Source organism: Kaistella carnis, from assembly GCF_003860585.1.
GTDB lineage: Bacteria > Bacteroidota > Bacteroidia > Flavobacteriales > Weeksellaceae > Kaistella > Kaistella carnis.
In genome coordinates, this window is record NZ_CP034159.1 from 3,165,938 (window position 1) to 3,182,936 (window position 16,999).

A 16,999-nucleotide genomic window follows, 5' to 3' on the forward strand; every position below is an offset into this window, starting at 1 on the left:
TTTAGGGCTTTACGAGAAACTTGGGTTGATGCAGGAAATCACTTAACATATTAAAGTCTTTATCTTCGTCTGCCAGAACCATTAAGACATCATGGACTTTTAATTTGGTTGAACCTCCGGGGCGAATATATTCTCCGTTTCTTTTGATCATCACAATGAACGTGGATTGCGGAAAATTTAAATCTACAATTCTTTTATTGACGCAATGATCATCCGGGAGCAGTTCAAATTCTTTCAGTGATGATTTCGGGAGATCCAATATAAACTGGTCTAAGTTCGTCATCGTTTTATTTTTGGCGGGCAGTGCAACATTCAGCCATTTCGCAACTACGGAGAGAGTGGTACCCTGAATAAGAACGGAGGTAATCGAAATGAAAAATACAATATTGAAAATCATATCGGCTTTGTCAATGCCCGCCAAAAGTGGATACGTAGCAAAAACAATAGGCACTGCACCGCGCAAACCCACCCAGGAAATATAAAACCTTCTTCGCAATTCCATTTTGAAAAACATCAAACTCAGAAATACACTTACGGGTCGGGCAACAATAATTAAGAAGAGGGAAATTAAAAGTCCGATCCCGATTACGGGTGTAATTTCTGAGGGATAAACGAGTAAACCTAAGGTTAAGAACAGAACGATCTGCATGAGCCACGCTAGTCCATCATACATTTTTAAAATGGTTTTCTTGTGGATCAAGTCTTGACTTCCCAAAAATACGGCGCAAATGTAAATGGCAAGAAAGCCGTTGCCGCCCACAAAATCAGTCGCTGAAAAGGTGATAAACATTAACGCAATGACCAAAACGGGATAAAGACCTTCAAAGTCCAGTTTAATTCGGTTGATAATGAATTTACTGAGTTTACCAAAGCCAAAACCGGCAATTCCTCCCAAAACCATTTGCTGTAAAAAGAGGGGAATAATAGAAGATAAACTTTGATCCTGATTGATGACCAAGGTCAAAAATGCGATGGTCAGAACGTACGCCATGGGATCGTTACTCCCGCTTTCTAATTCTAAAGTGGGTCTTAGATTACTCTTCAAGGCAAGACTTTTTGAACGCAGAATTGAAAATACGGCTGCTGCATCCGTTGATGAAACGATGGAACCGAGCAACATGCTTTCATATATTGTAAAGTCGGTAACGTAGAAAACAAACGTACCCAGTGTTAAGGCAGTGAGTAAAACACCCACTGTAGACAAAACAATTCCTTCTCGAAGTATTGGTTTTACGGAAGTCCAGTCGGTATCGAGGCCGCCGGAAAACAAAATGAAGTTTAGGGCAACGATGCCTATTAATTGGGCAAGTTTGGGGCTGTCAAAATAAATTCCTAAAATTCCATCTGAACCCGCCAACATTCCTACCACCAAAAAGAGCAATAATGTCGGAACGCCAAATTTATAAGATGTCTTGCCTACAATGATACTTATAAAAAGTAACAGAGATCCAATTAACAGGATGTTTTCGGTGGTTAAATTCATTCGTTTTCCTCTTTTTGAAATGTGTTTTTTAGATGAGACAATTTTTAATGGGCAGTTATCTTATTATTAAAAAAAAACAGTCTGCTTCAGTAGTTTGAGCGCCATTGAATAAGAAAACAAGGCAAGCTTTATTTTTATAATGAACTGCTTAGGAGCGTATTACTGCCGATGTCATTTTTTCTAAATGCTCCTGTCATCATTTACATTTGCCAATATAAAAAAAAGGAAGTAAAATAGCAAGATAAAAAAGAGCACTTTCCAGATAATACAATTCTTTTTTGTTCAAATCTGCAAGCTGCTGAATATATTCATCCATAGGTAAGTTGACGGTATTTTTTATTGCGCTGCACCTGTATTTTGGATAATAAACCTGAAGTTTCAGCAATAATTCACCCGGCGTATATTTTTCCAGATCAATTTTTTCGTCTGCAAAAATCTCTTTAAGGTAGGCCAGATCTTCGGGTGACAAAATGGTAGACAGCATGTCTGAAGAGGGTCGCAGATTATAATAAGCTGAAAATTTAGATCTGTTTATTTCTGTTTCCGTAATAACGAGATCTGCTGCTTTCATCTTTTCCAGAATAATGGGATGTGAATTGACAAATTCCTGACCCGCTAAGTGATAAGTTCCCAGAATGAAGGAGGTGAGCGCCGTATTTTTATTGGTCACTTTCCAAAGAACTGAATTTTGTCCGAAAGACAAAAAGAAGATCAAAAGCGAAATGAGCGTAAATAATCTTTTAGTTTCCATAATAAGTAAAATATTTTTCCTTGAAACTTAATTTTTAAGCTCTGATTAGAAAATCAATTTCTTTAAAACTTAAAATATCACTTTTGATTTCCCTATCTGATTTGAGATCAGTAAGTTGAGTTAAACGAATTTACGCAATATTTGTTTAAGTAGAAGTTAGAGGCTTATTTTCTTACTTTAAAATGTTTTGAAAAGCCGTTTAAAAAATTAATTTACCGCAATTGATTTCACTAAAATTTCAAAGTTTTCTTCTTTTTTATTACCAATCAGTAACTGCATTTCGACCACATTTTCGCCGTTGTAGTTCGGGACGTTTACAACTTCACCCCTGTAAGTGGCTTGCATCGATTTAAATGGAATAGTGATGGTTTCCCAATCTCCATTATTGTTTGTTGAAAATGTAGCAGCATACGAATGTCTGCCGTTCGGAGTTCTGATTCTAAAATTGTAATCTTTGCCATCTCCCTTAAGATTTAATATAAAAACATCAGATTCTTCCTTAATTATAAACGGCTCTTTCTCGGAAGTTTGATGGATCGAGCAGAAACCACCATTGTTTTCCAGTGAAACCCGGCCGGTAAAATGGGCGTAATTTTCCTCAGTCATTTTTAGTTGACTTTCAGATCTGCCACCCATCACCACATCATTTTGTATCCGCCATTTGCCTTTGCCCTGTTTTGTGAAATCATAAAGGATGTGCTTGTTTTTTTCGGCTTTTGCTTTAGTTTTATTGGTCGTACCGTCAGCTGGATTTTTATTTGACATACAGGAAATTATTAAAAGTGATAGAATAGTTAGGAGTTGCATTTTGCTTTTGTTGAATCTAAAAATACAAAATGTAAAAGAATTTTTTTGATGGGTTTAATGATTGTTGTCTTCGCTGGCGAGAGCGTTTCACTCGTGTCCTATCGTAGCATCGGACTAATTATTTAAATACAAAAGTCAGCAAAGCAATAATAAGTGAAATAATTGAAACTTTTTCTGCACGAGAAATACTCACCCATTTTTCTTTGTAGAATGTTTCGATAGTATTTTCTTTGCTTACGACTTCCCAGCCATCTTCAAGCATTCCAGGAAGTTGCCTTTTACTTACTGTTTCGTAAATATAATTCATAACAAAACCTTCCACGTACGGAAGTTTTTTTACTCTATATCTTATCATATCGAACAAGTTTATTCTCTAATATAATAAAAAATTTTAAACTTGTTTAAGTTTTTAATAATGCGGACTTAATATCCGTGATGAAAATTTATGCAATGAACAAGCAAAATAGTTTGTTTCCTACTCAAAAAATTTAGTTTTTATTTTTTGGCTTTAAAAAATACTTTTGGTCCTGGTTTACCAATGCGTATCAAAATGATGCTATTACTTACTCAATGCTTTACTTACTCGTTCTTCATTAATCAAAATATCTCTGAACAATACATGTGGAAAAACATTGTATTTAGAATTCTTAAATGATTCAAATATTTGAGCCAATGTTGAGGATGTTATTAGAGACAAGTTCATTTCAGTGTCCATTTCACAGTCGTAAACAAAGTCATCACTAAACTCTGGCGCAACAAGTAGAATTTTCACGATGCGAAGATTGTTTTTTAAAGCTAAATTTTGATATGATTTTAGTTGTCTGGAAACATAACTGAATTTATTGTAACCTTTCTCTTTAATGGTTTTACATTCAATAATTATAATTTCACTATTGCCCAAATTTAGTAGGACATCAATCATATCTTTCTGAGTATTCAACTCATTTTTTAATTTTTCATCAACATTAAATCCTAGGCCTGTAAAAATTATCCTCGTTAACTCCTCAAACTTTAATCCTAACTCACTTTCTTTAATTTGAATTCCATTCTCTTTTAAAAGATTTAAATTGCGATATCCAACATTTGCATAGTTTTCCATGTAAAGATTTTCAACATCTTTGTAGTGCTCTAAAATGTTCAAGATATCATCACCACGCTGCTTTACTCCATTATCTTTTATAAATTGCGTCAAATCTACTTTCGAAATTAAATCTAAAATGTCTCTAGGCTTAATGTTATAATCAAGCAAAAATGAAGCATTTAAGACGTACTCATCTTGAAGTTCAAATTGCTCTTTAATCTCTTTATTTAATTTTGGCAATGAAACATTTAATTCAGTTAACATTTTATCATAGCCATCATGTGATATTCCAACTTTATCATCTTTTTCGATAGCGTTAAAATATTCGATTAAACTTCCTATTTTATCTTCTAGTGTGTTCCCTTTTAAATTTTCTATACCAAGACCTTTTTCAATAACTTCTGCTAAAAATTTCTTCTTTTCAGTAAGTGAAATGCCTTCTTTGTAAATCTCATTTTTAAGGATAGAACTAAGCGAAACTCCGTCATTAATAATCTTCTCAATTTTTTCAGTTATTGACATTTTTCGATCAATATTATGGTTTTTTGCAATTTGATTAATGATCGGTTCTCTAAATAGTTTAAGAGTTCTTCTGTAGAACTTCTCTGCTACTTCTTTTTCTCTAATATTGCGCAGTAGTCGGACTATTTCATCTGCAACATAGATGCAACTATCTTTTTTGGAGAAAAATAAGATTCCCATATTTTTCAGATGATTAACCACTTCCTGAATTTCAATTTTCTTTATTGGTAGAACTGAGTAGTTGATAAATTTAATTTCCTCTTGAGAAAGATCAAGCTGTTTTGCTAAAGTTAAAATGATTGAGAGTTCATCAGAATTTACTTTTGTTTCCCTGTTATTTGAGACGTCATTATGAAAAGCAGTATAAAGACAGTTTTTGTAAATTCTGTAATCTCTTTTTCTGTGTTCGGAAATTTCCGATTTTTCACTTTCTAAGTCTGTATTGAGTTCTTTTATCTTAATCTTTAAGTTCTTAATTTCATTTTCGTAAAGTCTAGAAAACCAATCTTGTTTCATAATGCAATTTCCATCTCGAATAATGATATCAATTAGAATGTCTAACTGAGAATTGGCTTCATTAAATTCGCAAATAATATGCTCTTTAAATTCCTCTGATATTAAATTGAAAATATTTACAATATTGATATTATCTGCGTTCTTTAGACCTTTATCAGAATTACTTAACAGTTTTTCAATGTCTTTAGCGTTTTTTGGATTTTTTGAAATTTTATTATCTATTATTTTTATAAAAGAGTTTTTCTCCAAAGATCCCAATTTATCTAAAATTTTTTCAAGTTTCATCTTATGTTTTATTTATGTTGATTATTTTTAATCGTATTGCCAAATGATTTATTAATATTGTAAAAGCTAAAATAGGCAATATTTCTCAAAGAGCATTTATGGATTTTTTAGGTTTTTACAATTTAATTCTTGTGATAAATCAAAAAAAACACGCCTTCCGACGTGTTTTAAAATAATATTTCAAAAGAAATTATCTCTTCATAATTCTCTTCACTGCTGCTTGAACAGCGTCCGAATCGATTCCGTACTTTTTCATGAGTTCTGCTGGTGTGGCAGATTCTCCGAACGTATCGTTTACGGCTACGAATTCCTGAATGGTTGGTCTTTTTCTGGACAACATTCCGGCCACGGATTCTCCTAAACCTCCGATGTAGTTGTGTTCTTCGGCTGTTACGATTCTTCCTGTTTTTTCTACCGATTTTAAGATGATCTCTTCGTCTAAAGGTTTGATCGTGTGAATGTTGATCACTTCACAAGAAATTCCTTCTTTCTCTAAAGCATCTGCCGCCAACAAAGATTCCCAAACTAAATGTCCGGTTGCGACGATGGTGACGTCGGTTCCTTCCTGAAGCATAATTCCTTTTCCGATTTCGAAAGGCATATCTTCCGGAATAAATACGGGAACAACTGGTCGTCCGAATCTTAAATAAACGGGGCCGTCGAAATCTGCGATGGCAAGAGTTGCTGCTTTGGTTTGGTTATAATCACAAGTGTTGATTACGGTCATACCGGGAAGCATTTTCATCATTCCGATGTCTTCTAAAACTTGGTGTGTTGCACCATCTTCACCCAAAGTTAATCCGGCGTGGGAGGCACAAATTTTTACATTTTTGTTGGAGTAAGCAATTGACTGACGAATCTGGTCATAAACTCTGGAAGTAGAGAAGTTCGCGAAAGTTCCGGTAAAAGGAATTTTTCCGTTGATTGTTAAACCGGCGGCGATTCCCATCATGTTGGCTTCTGCGATCCCGACCTGGAAAAAACGTTCCGGTGCTTTTTCAATGAATTTCTCCATTTTTAAGGATCCGATAAGGTCGGCGCAAAGTGCGACGACATTTGGGTTTTTATCTGCCAATTCTGCTAATCCAGCGCCGAATCCGCTTCTTGTATCTTTTTGTTCTGTGTATGTATATTTCATGACTTTTTTAGTGTTTTGGTTTCTCGAATTACTTCGAATTTTGATTGATGTTCCGTAAATAAATTACTAAAATTTTTTTAACGCAAAGGGCGCAAGGTTTTTTTATAAATATGCTTTTAATTACGTTCGCAAAGGCGTTTCACTTAGCAAGGTTCGCAAAGAATTTAATTTATTGCTATTCACGGAAATTTACTTTTAATAACGAGTTTTCTAATTATAACTCATCTGCAGCCCGACTTGAACGGAGCTCTTTTTTATTGGTGGCTGAGCCTGTCGAAGCCAGCAATAAAAAAAGCGGGAGTGGAAGGCGGAAATGTCTGCCTAATTGAGTTTAGTAATCAGCCGGCGCTTCTAAATACAATTGTTTGAAAGCGTTATCCAGTTGCTCATCGCTAGGCGCTTTTCCGTGCCATGCGTGAGTTCCCATCATAAAATCTACACCATGTCCCATTTCGGTATGCAATAGAATACACACGGGTTTTCCCTGACCGGTTTCTGCTTTTGCTCTTTCCAGAATCGCGATTACGGCTTCTAAATCGTTTCCGTTTTTCTCGTTCAAAACGATCCAGCCAAATGCTTCCATTTTTGCGTGTAGATTTCCTAAATCTAAAACATCATCGGTGTCGCCATCAATCTGACGTCCGTTGTAGTCAATGGTTGTAATTAAATTATCTACTTTTTTAGCAGCGGCAAACATAAATGCTTCCCAGTTTTGACCTTCCTGCAATTCGCCATCGCCTTGTAATACATAGACCAAGCTTTCATCACCGTCTAATTTTTTACCTAAAGCGGCACCAATCGCAACCGACAATCCCTGACCCAAAGACCCCGAAGCGACTCTGACTCCCGGAAGATCGTCATGCGTGGTTGGATGTCCCTGCAATCTGGTTCCCAATTTTCTAAACGTTGCCAATTCTGCAACGGGGAAAAAATCGAATCTCGCTAAAGTGGAGTAGAACACGGGCGAAATGTGTCCGTTGGAAAGAAAGAAAAGATCTTCGTTTTTTCCTTCCATGGTGAAAGGGAGTTTGTAGTTCATGACTTTCCCGTACAATGCGGTGAAGTATTCGGTACAGCCCAAACTTCCGCCCGGATGCCCTGAATTAACGGCGTGAACCATTCTTAAAATGTCTCTTCTAATCTGTGTGGTAAGAGATTTCAGCTCTTCAGTAGATTTACTCATTATTTTGATTTATTTGCAGGCGAATTTAGTGATTTTTGATGGGTTTCAAAAATGGGCGAAATGAAAAAATTTTGTTTAGAAGTCTCGCCTGAAATTGTGGAAAATTGATCTTAAGGATAAAAAGTATATTCTAAAAGCACTTTTTTAATTCTGCAGTTGTTGAGAAAATCGATGGAAGTTAGAAGGTTTTTACCATTCAAATGGTAAGTGGCTTCCAGTTTGAGTTTTTCATTTTCTCCATCCTCGTTATTTGCAAAGTATTCTTCATAAAGCTGATCGCTTTTTTTGAGAATTTTGTACTCTTTTTGCTGCAAAATTTTACCATCCTGAAACGAAGTGTAGGTATAAGTGAAGGGAAAAACCCACGGATCACTGCTGCAGTTACTTGTCCAGATTTTGCCATCGATATAATATTTCACGCAATCTTTTTCTAATTTGTCCTCGGTGAAAGAATTGTCCTCGGCATTTTGATCTCCTGACATCATCATGAAAGATTTACGAAGAAGATGATCGCCGCTCAAAGTATAAATTTCAGTTTCATCGGCATCACCCACATTTTTTTGCATGATCATTTGGTCGTTGCTGTAATTTATTTTGGTCGTGTGCAACGCACCTTTGATTTCAGAAAGCCTGTTGTTTTTATAAATAAATGTGGTGTTACTGGAGATTTTTCCAGATTTATCATATTGAATGTTTGAAGTTGGCTGACCGGCTGTATTCAGTTCTTTTTTCTCAAAAAGCATTTTTTTTCCATTCCCCAAAATAAAGGTGGTCGTTATTGATTTTACTTTTTCTTGCGATCTGTTGAAGATCATGGATTCCTTTTCGATGAGCGCCATTTCGGGAACAGAACCGATCTGCAAAAAGGCATTCATGACCAACTTAGACTTGTCGGTGAAATTATCTTTGCTTAAAAGTTCGGCAATTTCTTTTTTGTAATTCGTAGTAGTGGTCACATAAGACGATTGTTTTTTAAGGCCCAATTGCGCCGCAACAAATTCGGTTGCATTTTTCTTACCTTCTTGTACCACTGCAGATTTCTTCAGATCGCCGCTCCAGAAAGCCGTTGCCTGAAAAGTGTTTCCTTTTCCCGACAAATCCAAATATTCCCCGTTTTCAAAAAGCAGATACGTGTACCGCACGATTTTTTTCAGTTGAAAATCGGTTTTTTTAAAATTTTTCCGGAGTTCATTTTCTTCCTGATCTTCGGGAGACATTAAACCTTCACCTTGACTTTGATCAATGTCGATAAGGAATACGGAAGGTTTTCCACTTTTTATTTCAAGAGTATCAACGGCGTAATCATTTTAAAATTCGTCGCCACTCGTCATACTTACAACTGCAGCTTATATCGGTGTTTTTGGTTTAGAATTTTTCTTCTGCGGTGATTTTTTCTGCGCCTGAAGACTTAGTGAGAAAAAAATGATAAGGGAAGTGGACATTATTTTGAGCATTGTTTTAAATTATTTTAAGAATTGGTATTGAAGGAATGCGTTCTTAAATAGAAAAATTAAAGTCTGTACATATTATCAGATTTGAAAATTTTTAGCAACCTTCATTCATATACACATTCACTTCTGTGACCACATTATTGATCAATGTGAAAGATAAGTTCGTGCCCGCATCGTTATCGGTCAGCACAAAATTGCTCATTGTAGATGATAGTTTTTCGGTTTTTTCATCCCACATTTGGTTCACGGAGAAATTGGGGTAATTTTTATACGCGTCTAATAATTCTTCTTTGGTGCTGCCAACGCCCATGCCGCTTTTTGTACGGAATTTTTTACTGGTGGTCGACAAAGAATAGATTTGATAGCCCCGTAGTTTTTCTCCCGCATCATCCCATGTTTCCATGATGGTGATTCCAATGATTTCGCCGTTATAATTCACCTTATTTTTTTTGTTGTACTCATTTGGGCCATTGTAGACAACTAGTTTAGATTTGGTGAATTGCTCTGCGGCTTTATCTTTCATGCCGATGGTGAAAGGACCAATTCGTAAAGTGGAAATATCGAAGTTGTCTTGTGCGAATGACTGGATCATCCCAAAGAGGAACATGCTAAGTATTAATAATTTTTTCATGGTGATTTGGTTTTATGGTTAATCGTTTTTCGGTGCTAAAGTAGGGATTTTTTGAAGAGTTTTGAAATGGAGAATTCGAGTGGTTAAATCGGATGTTTTATTATGTCAAACGTTCACAATCTGTTTTATTGACAACTCTATCTCTATATTTCTTCTTATCATTAAAGTTTCTTGAAATATTTTGAACTATTTCTGTGTAATTATCGCTGCCATCTGGCCTTTTGTGAAAGAATGGCTTTACAGATTTACAGTTGTCATGTTCAAAAATCGTATTGAGCATTGTTCTATCTGAAATTCCACAAGAATGACCTACGATAAAGACTTGATATTCCTCTGAATCAATAAATTCTAAAAACTTTTTATAATTGCGTGTTTGTAAGTAAGCAATTGACTTGAAATTCTCTAAATAACGATTATCGTTAAGGTTTTCGAAATGTTTATATTTTTCATCGACATCATCACCGAATCCGAATATTACCGGTTTATCTTTGTTCAATAATTCACCATGAATATTAACAAGATTTTCGTATCGACTATCTATATAATATTTAAGAGAATCAGTGTAATTGAAATTTAAGAATAGAGTTTGTTTTGGATCTAATTTAAATATTTCAATAGAACTTTTAGTATGTAGATCATCAACTCTTGCTTTTAGAAAATTGATAGTTTCTATTTCTGAATTTTCATTACTTTGAAATTCTAGAAATAATTTTTGAAATCTTCTTGACTCTAAAGATATATCATTTTGTAAATTTAATTTTTCAAACTGAATTCCTAAATATTTTTCAACTTCATTTAAAATCTTTGATTGCGATTCTTGAATAAAATCCTTCAGATAAAATCTCTCAAAAATTAAATTTTTAATTCGTTCTTTCGGAATCAGTGTTAGATTAATTTTTTTTAGGTAATCTATAAATAGATTTTTTACTACACTAAAGTCTCTATTTAAAGCATCAATTGAATAATTAGAATCGCTGCATCTGTCTAATAATTGATAATATTCGTTTTCAATATCTACCCAATTTCTGATTGATTTATGGTCATTTATATGAGTAAAAAAACGATTATGAATTGAAAGGTTATAATTATAAGTCTGCAAACATTGTTTAAAAGTTTCAAAGTTAGTCACAGGCATTCGTGATAAGAACGATAATTCTAAACTATCTGTATTTTCGACTTTAATAACATCATCTTTATAATAACGGCTCTGTCGATTCGCAGAATTAGTCATTGTTGAAACGATAGATGACCAGAAATCATCGATAAAATCGTTATAACTGGTTTTTAATCCATGTGCTAAATCGAAACCATTTCCTACTAAAATTAATCTATTCATCAATTGCGTTTGTATAAAAATAGAAAAATCGATTGAGCTTTCAACCGATTTTAAATATTTAGTTTTCAACAATGCTTATTTCTTCCGAATCAACCACAATCCAAAGAACGTAATCAATCCATTAATAATCAACAACTCCAGACCAATTTTGAAATCACCGAAAAAGTTCTCTTGGTATTTATCGATCAAAAACGAAATAACCGGCGAAGCGATACAAACATAAGGAACCCATTTGTCCTTCACCTGGAATTTGGTGAAAATTCCGAACGCAAACAATCCGAGTAGTGGTCCATAGGTAAATCCAGCCATTTTCAGAATCAAACCGATCATCGAATTGTCATTGATCAATTTGAAAATAATAACCATGACCAAAAAGGCAAACGCCACAATCAAGTGAACTCTCTTTCTGAATTTCTCCTGCTCTTTTTGGGAAATTGGTTTTTCTCTCAACCCAAAAACATCAATACACAGTGACGAAGTTAAAGCCGTCATCGCGCCATCTGCACTTGGGAACAGCGCTGAAATTAAAGCCACAATAAAGATGATGGAAATAAATGGAGGCATATGATTCAAGGCGATATCCGGGAACAATTGATCTCCGGAACTTGCCACATGTTCTGTGTTTCCATAAAGGTGCAAAAGTCCACCCATAAACAGGAATAGGGAAATAACAACAACCAGAATAAATCCTAGCGTGACCATATTTTTCTGCGAATCTTTCAGTTTGGTTACCGACAAGGATTTCTGCATCATTTCCTGATCAATTCCGGTCATTGTAATGGTGATAAAAGCACCGGCTAAAATCTGTTTAAAAAAGAAAGCTTTGCTGTTTACATCCGTATTGAAAACCTCGGTATAGCCCAGTTTATTCATTTCGGAAATACTTTCCATGAAGTTTAAATCCAGATGCTTCATCATATAAACCGAGCAAATGATCAATCCCAGAAGCATACACGTTGTTTGCAAAGTATCGGTCCAGACAATGGTTTTTACGCCACCTTCATAAGTATACAGAATGATCATTCCCAAAATAACCAGTGTCGTCACAATAAACGGAACCCCTAGACTGTCTAAAATGGTGAGCTGCAGAATATTCACCACCAAATATAATCTCGCCGTTGCACCTACCAAACGCGAAACGATGAAGATCCAGGCTCCGGATTTGTAAGAAAGTTTCCCCATTCGCTGTTGCAGATAACCGTAAATAGAGGTCAGTTTTAAGCGGTAATAAAGGGGGAGAAGCACGTATGCGATGACGATATATCCTATCAAATAACCAATTGTAATTTGCAGATAATGAAATTGATCTGCGCCAACAGCTCCCGGAACCGACACGAAAGTCACGCCCGAAAGCGAGGTTCCGATCATTCCAAACGCAACAAGCATCCAGTTGCTTTTTCGGTTTCCAATAAAAAAACTTTCGTTGTTACTGCCTTTTCCGGTTCGGTAAGCGACCCAAAGTAAAAGTGCAAAATACGCAATAATGATCAACAGCAACACGAGTGGATTCATAGAATTTGTTTTATAAATTTCCACAAATATAGTTTTTTTTGAGAGGATTTGGGTGCAGGCTTTAGGGTGTAGAAAAGGAAATCATTATTTTTTTTGCCACCTGTTTAAGTTTTTTGATTTGGTGCTTTTTATTTTTTGGGGTGCCTTTTTCCGCCTTCCGTTCCCGCTTTTTTAATTGCCGGCTGATTTTCCGCAGGCTGAATTTGACACTATGAGTTCAGCCATCAATTAAAAAGAGCTCCACTCAAGTCGGGGCGCAGGTTTTTACTTCTTTTAAATCTCAGGCACAAAAAAAGACCTTTAATATTTATACAAAAGGTTCTTTCGGTATTTAATTCCACTTCAGATTGCGCTAGCCGAAGTCTTTATGATCGAAATGATTGTAGTGATAAAAACACTTCTACAATCTCAAAGGGAATAGATGCTTTTAATAATGAAAGTTATTCTGCCAAAATATCTTTAAACTCCGGCGTTTTCTCGATCATCTTTTTCGCGTACGGACAATAGGAAACAATTTTTAGATCATATTTTTTTGCGCTTTCTACGGCAGCTTTTACCAGTTCTTTGCCTAAGCCTTTTCCACCAAATTCTTCAGAAACTTCGGTATGTGTAATTACGAATACTCCTTCCTTTCTTTCATATTCCATAAATCCTGCTTTTTGTCCTTCGTAAAAAAGATCAAGCGTTTTCTCGTTTTGTTTTACTTCTGTCATTATAGTACTATTTATTGTTCTAGATTTTTTTCAATTCTTAAGTCAGGAATGGTCCACAATAATGCGGCCAAATAATACATAATTACCGCAGCGACCGGAAAATAGAAAGAAAGTACAATGCCACTAATGTAAATTGCGGCAGATATTTTTTCTTTTAAAGTAGATTTCAGGGCTTTTGCAATCACGGAATCTTTGCCTTCCAGATCGAGGCAAAGTTTTTGTAAAATATTGAATGCTAAAGCACACATTAGGAGGATAAACCCATACAAGGCGACCGGGTTTTCTGCAAAGTCATTTTCTCCCATCCAGGAAGTGGCAAATGGTAAAATGGAGAGCCAAAATAAAAGGTGCAGATTCGCCCAAAGCACTTTTCCATTCACGTGTTCTACCGCCTGAAAAAGATGATGGTGATTATTCCAGTAAATTCCAACGTATAGAAAACTGAAAATGTAAGACAGGAATTTAAAGGCCATTGGTCTTAGAGCCTGAAAAGTATCGCCTTCCGGAATTCGCAATTCTAAAACCATGATCGTGATGATAATGGCGAGAACACCGTCGCTGAAAGCTTCTAATCTACCTTTTGTCATTTGTTATAAAAGAATAAAGGTAATTAAATTCTGTAAATTTAAAGATGTGCTTTTCTAAATTTTGTCAGGCTCAAAATGACGAATCCCAAAAGTGCTAGTATCAAATATCCTTCCGCCACTTCCAACTGCATCGTCGGGCGAAGAAGGGCAACAATGGTATAACTTACGGCCGAAGTGATGATATAGGAAACACCGCCCGTTAAGCCTCCTGCAACTCCCGCTGAATTTGGAAATCTTCCGATGCAGTAGGCGAAATAATTATTAAAAATGAAACCCGCCGTAATGTGGATTACGAATGCAAATGCCACCAGACTGTAAATGTTGTTTAGAAAGAAAGAGCAAAAGATCATAAAGAGGATTAGAAATAACTGTGTGTAATTTGCAAATCTGATTTTAGGCAGAAAATCTTTTTCTATTAAGAATTTTCCCAGAAACCCTCCGCTCATCCACGCTAAACCCAGGATCAAAGAAACGTAACCCGCGACCACTTCTGAATAACCCATTTTGTGTTCAATGATAAATGCGCCGCAAAGATTAAAGAAAATCACCATGGCATAACTTATGCCACACATGAGCATGCCGTAGAAAAAATCCTTCGTTCGGAACATCATGTCGTATTCCTTTAACACAAAATTGATAACAAAGGGCTTTTTAACTTTTAAGGTTTCCCCGGAAAATAGAAGTTCCAAAATCAATAACACCAAACTGTAGCCCGCCAAGACGTAAAAATTCGACTGCCATCCGAAGAGTTTCTGCAAATAACCTCCCAAAAACGGCGCGACAATAGGACCGACTGACCACACGATCGTCATGACACTCAAATAATGTTTTCGCTGTTCTCCTTCAAAAACATCTACAAAAAATGCACGTTTGGAGACAATTGCAAAACCAGCTAATACGCCCTGTAAAATACGCATCGCATAGATCACCATAATGTCTCTTGTTAAAGCCGTCACTAAAAAGCTGACCATAAATAAACCGAGAGAAACCAGTGTTACACGATATCTTCCGAAAGAATCGACAACGCTTCCTGCAAAAAATTGTGTGATTCCATAACTGATCAAGAATAAAGTCAGCGTGAGTTGAATTTTAGTCTCCGGTTGCTGAAGTTCGATCGCCATCGTCGGCATCGAGGGCAAGTAAATATCGGTCGCCAAACCCGACATTGGAATAACCGCGAATGCGAGCAAAGTGGCAATTAGCTTATTTTTTTCTTTTAGCATCGTGAGTTTTAAAATTCTTCAGTGTAATTTGAAGGCGCAAAAATCGGTATTTTTTTACTGAAAACAGTACTGCAAATATGCTACACGAGATATCGAAAATAACAATGATGAAATGTTTTTTTAAATTAAAAAAGGTGGAATGTTTTTAAACATTCCACCTTTCATTATAATAAAAATTTATTTAAAATGAATCGGACTTTCTCGGCGCCCACTGATCGTACGGCGTCATATCAAAACTGGTAACTTCCTCCATCGTTAATCCAAGCGCATTTGCAACGCCCATTCCATATTCCGGATCGGCCTGGTAACAATTTCTGATGTGCCGGATTTGAATGAATTTCTCCGCTCCGCCGACATTTGCTGCTGTATTTTTAAATAACACCTCCGCTTTTCCATCTGCTTTAATGATGCGGAATAAATCGCCCGGTTGTGTGAAATAATCATCATCGTCATCCCGGAAATTGTGCGCATAAGCATCACCCGAAAGTTCCAGTGGTGGTTCTTTCGCAGAAGGTTGTTCCTGCCATTCTCCGTAACTGTTTGGTTCGTAATGTTTGGTTCCGCCATAATTTCCATCCACGCGCATTTGTCCGTCTCTGTGATAAGCGTGATAAGGACATCTTGGCTTATTTACAGGAATCTGATAATGATTCACGCCCAATCGGTAACGCTGTGCATCACCGTAAGAAAATAATCTTCCCTGCAACATTTTGTCTGGTGAGAATCCAATTCCGGGAACAATGTTCGTAGGATTAAAGGCAGCTTGTTCAACATCCGCAAAATAATTCTCCGCGTTTTTGTTCAGTTCAAATTCTCCAACTTCAATTAAAGGAAAATCTTTTTTAGACCAAACTTTAGTTAAATCGAAAGGATGAAAACGGTAAGTTTTCGCCTCTTCTTCGGTCATGATCTGTACAAACATTTTCCATTTCGGGAAATTGCCTTTTTCGATATTTTCAAATAGATCGCGCTGTGCAGATTCCCGATCCATTCCGACTAATTTTGCCGCTTCTTCATCGGTTAAGTTTTCTATTCCCTGTTGTGTACGGAAATGGAATTTTACCCAATGTCGAACGTTGTCTTTATTTATGAAACTGTACGTATGACTTCCAAAACCATGCATGTGTCGATAGCCATTTGGTAAACCGCGATCGCTCATCAGGATGGTCACTTGGTGTAAAGCTTCCGGTAGTAAAGTCCAGAAATCCCAGTTATTATTAGCGGATCTCATATTGGTTTTCGGATCGCGTTTTACAGCATGATTTAAATCCGGGAATTTCATCGGATCCCGGAAAAAGAAAACGGGCGTGTTATTTCCGACCATGTCCCAAATACCTTCATCGGTATAAAATTTTAATGCGAAACCACGGATGTCTCTTTCTGCATCGGCGGCGCCTCGCTCTCCGGCGACCGTGGAAAAACGGGCAAACATTTCGGTTTGTTTTCCAATTTCACTGAAAATACTGGCTTTCGAATATTGCGTAATATCATGTGTTACGGTGAAGGTTCCAAACGCACCAGAACCCTTTGCGTGCATTCTTCTTTCCGGAATTACTTCTCGGTCGAAGTTGGCCATTTTTTCTAAAAACCAAAAATCCTGCATGAGCAAAGGACCGCGCTGTCCTGCAGTTTGCGTATTCTGATTATCCGGAACCGGAGCTCCTGTTTGTCTTGTAAGTTTTTTCTTTTGTTCCATAATACTATTAATTTTTTGATTGATTAAAGTTAAGGATTAAAACTTGAAATCTTTATTTATTTTGTCTAAGACGGTTATGGATTT

15 protein-coding genes are annotated in these 16,999 nt (G+C 36.1%); all 15 read right to left on the reverse strand.

Translation table 11 applies throughout. The annotated features are described in order from the left end of the window. Position 1: 1 nt before the first annotated feature. The 15 genes from EIB73_RS14700 to EIB73_RS14770 all read right to left on the reverse strand — a co-directional run bounded on the left by EIB73_RS14700 (position 2) and on the right by EIB73_RS14770 (position 16,915). Complete coding sequence (locus EIB73_RS14700) at positions 2-1,483, reverse strand: potassium/proton antiporter (protein WP_125025984.1); 1,482 nt, start codon at positions 1,481-1,483, stop codon at positions 2-4. Between the two features lie 196 nt (positions 1,484-1,679). Then, positions 1,680-2,234 (reverse strand): TraB/GumN family protein, encoded by a 555-nt coding sequence (locus EIB73_RS14705; protein ID WP_125025985.1) that lies wholly within the window; start codon positions 2,232-2,234, stop codon positions 1,680-1,682. A gap of 207 nt (positions 2,235-2,441) precedes the next feature. Next, positions 2,442-2,999, reverse strand: a complete 558-nt coding sequence (locus tag EIB73_RS14710; protein WP_164467906.1) for a CIA30 family protein — start codon at positions 2,997-2,999, stop codon at positions 2,442-2,444. A gap of 160 nt (positions 3,000-3,159) precedes the next feature. Beyond that, positions 3,160-3,396, reverse strand: a complete 237-nt coding sequence (locus EIB73_RS14715; RefSeq protein WP_125025987.1) for a hypothetical protein — start codon at positions 3,394-3,396, stop codon at positions 3,160-3,162. Between the two features lie 204 nt (positions 3,397-3,600). Beyond that, positions 3,601-5,445 (reverse strand): hypothetical protein, encoded by a 1,845-nt coding sequence (locus EIB73_RS14720; RefSeq protein ID WP_125025988.1) that lies wholly within the window; start codon positions 5,443-5,445, stop codon positions 3,601-3,603. Between the two features lie 190 nt (positions 5,446-5,635). Further along, entirely contained in the window at positions 5,636-6,583 is a 948-nt protein-coding gene (locus tag EIB73_RS14725; RefSeq protein WP_125025989.1) for a transketolase family protein, read from the reverse strand. 331 nt (positions 6,584-6,914) lie between these two features. After that, positions 6,915-7,766 (reverse strand): transketolase, encoded by an 852-nt coding sequence (locus EIB73_RS14730; RefSeq protein ID WP_125025990.1) that lies wholly within the window; start codon positions 7,764-7,766, stop codon positions 6,915-6,917. 110 nt (positions 7,767-7,876) lie between these two features. After that, positions 7,877-8,983 (reverse strand): hypothetical protein, encoded by a 1,107-nt coding sequence (locus EIB73_RS14735; RefSeq protein ID WP_125025991.1) that lies wholly within the window; start codon positions 8,981-8,983, stop codon positions 7,877-7,879. A gap of 328 nt (positions 8,984-9,311) precedes the next feature. Further along, the gene (locus tag EIB73_RS14740; RefSeq protein WP_125025992.1) at positions 9,312-9,848 is read right to left on the reverse strand and encodes a hypothetical protein; all 537 of its coding nucleotides are present in this window, start codon (positions 9,846-9,848) and stop codon (positions 9,312-9,314) included. A 100-nt stretch (positions 9,849-9,948) separates the two neighbouring features. Then, a complete protein-coding gene (locus EIB73_RS14745) occupies positions 9,949-11,184 on the reverse strand; it encodes an AbiH family protein (RefSeq protein WP_125025993.1) in 1,236 nt (411 codons plus the stop codon). Positions 11,185-11,259: 75 nt separating this feature from the next. Further along, a complete protein-coding gene (locus tag EIB73_RS14750) occupies positions 11,260-12,696 on the reverse strand; it encodes a sodium:solute symporter (protein WP_125025994.1) in 1,437 nt (478 codons plus the stop codon). Positions 12,697-13,136: 440 nt separating this feature from the next. Further along, on the reverse strand, positions 13,137-13,409 hold the full coding sequence (locus EIB73_RS14755; protein ID WP_125025995.1) for a GNAT family N-acetyltransferase: 273 nt from the start codon (positions 13,407-13,409) through the stop codon (positions 13,137-13,139). Positions 13,410-13,420: 11 nt separating this feature from the next. Next, a complete protein-coding gene (locus EIB73_RS14760) occupies positions 13,421-13,996 on the reverse strand; it encodes a TMEM175 family protein (RefSeq protein ID WP_125025996.1) in 576 nt (191 codons plus the stop codon). A gap of 38 nt (positions 13,997-14,034) precedes the next feature. Then, positions 14,035-15,219 (reverse strand): MFS transporter, encoded by a 1,185-nt coding sequence (locus tag EIB73_RS14765; protein WP_125025997.1) that lies wholly within the window; start codon positions 15,217-15,219, stop codon positions 14,035-14,037. Positions 15,220-15,400: 181 nt separating this feature from the next. After that, complete coding sequence (locus EIB73_RS14770; protein WP_125025998.1) at positions 15,401-16,915, reverse strand: catalase; 1,515 nt, start codon at positions 16,913-16,915, stop codon at positions 15,401-15,403. Positions 16,916-16,999: the final 84 nt, after the last annotated feature.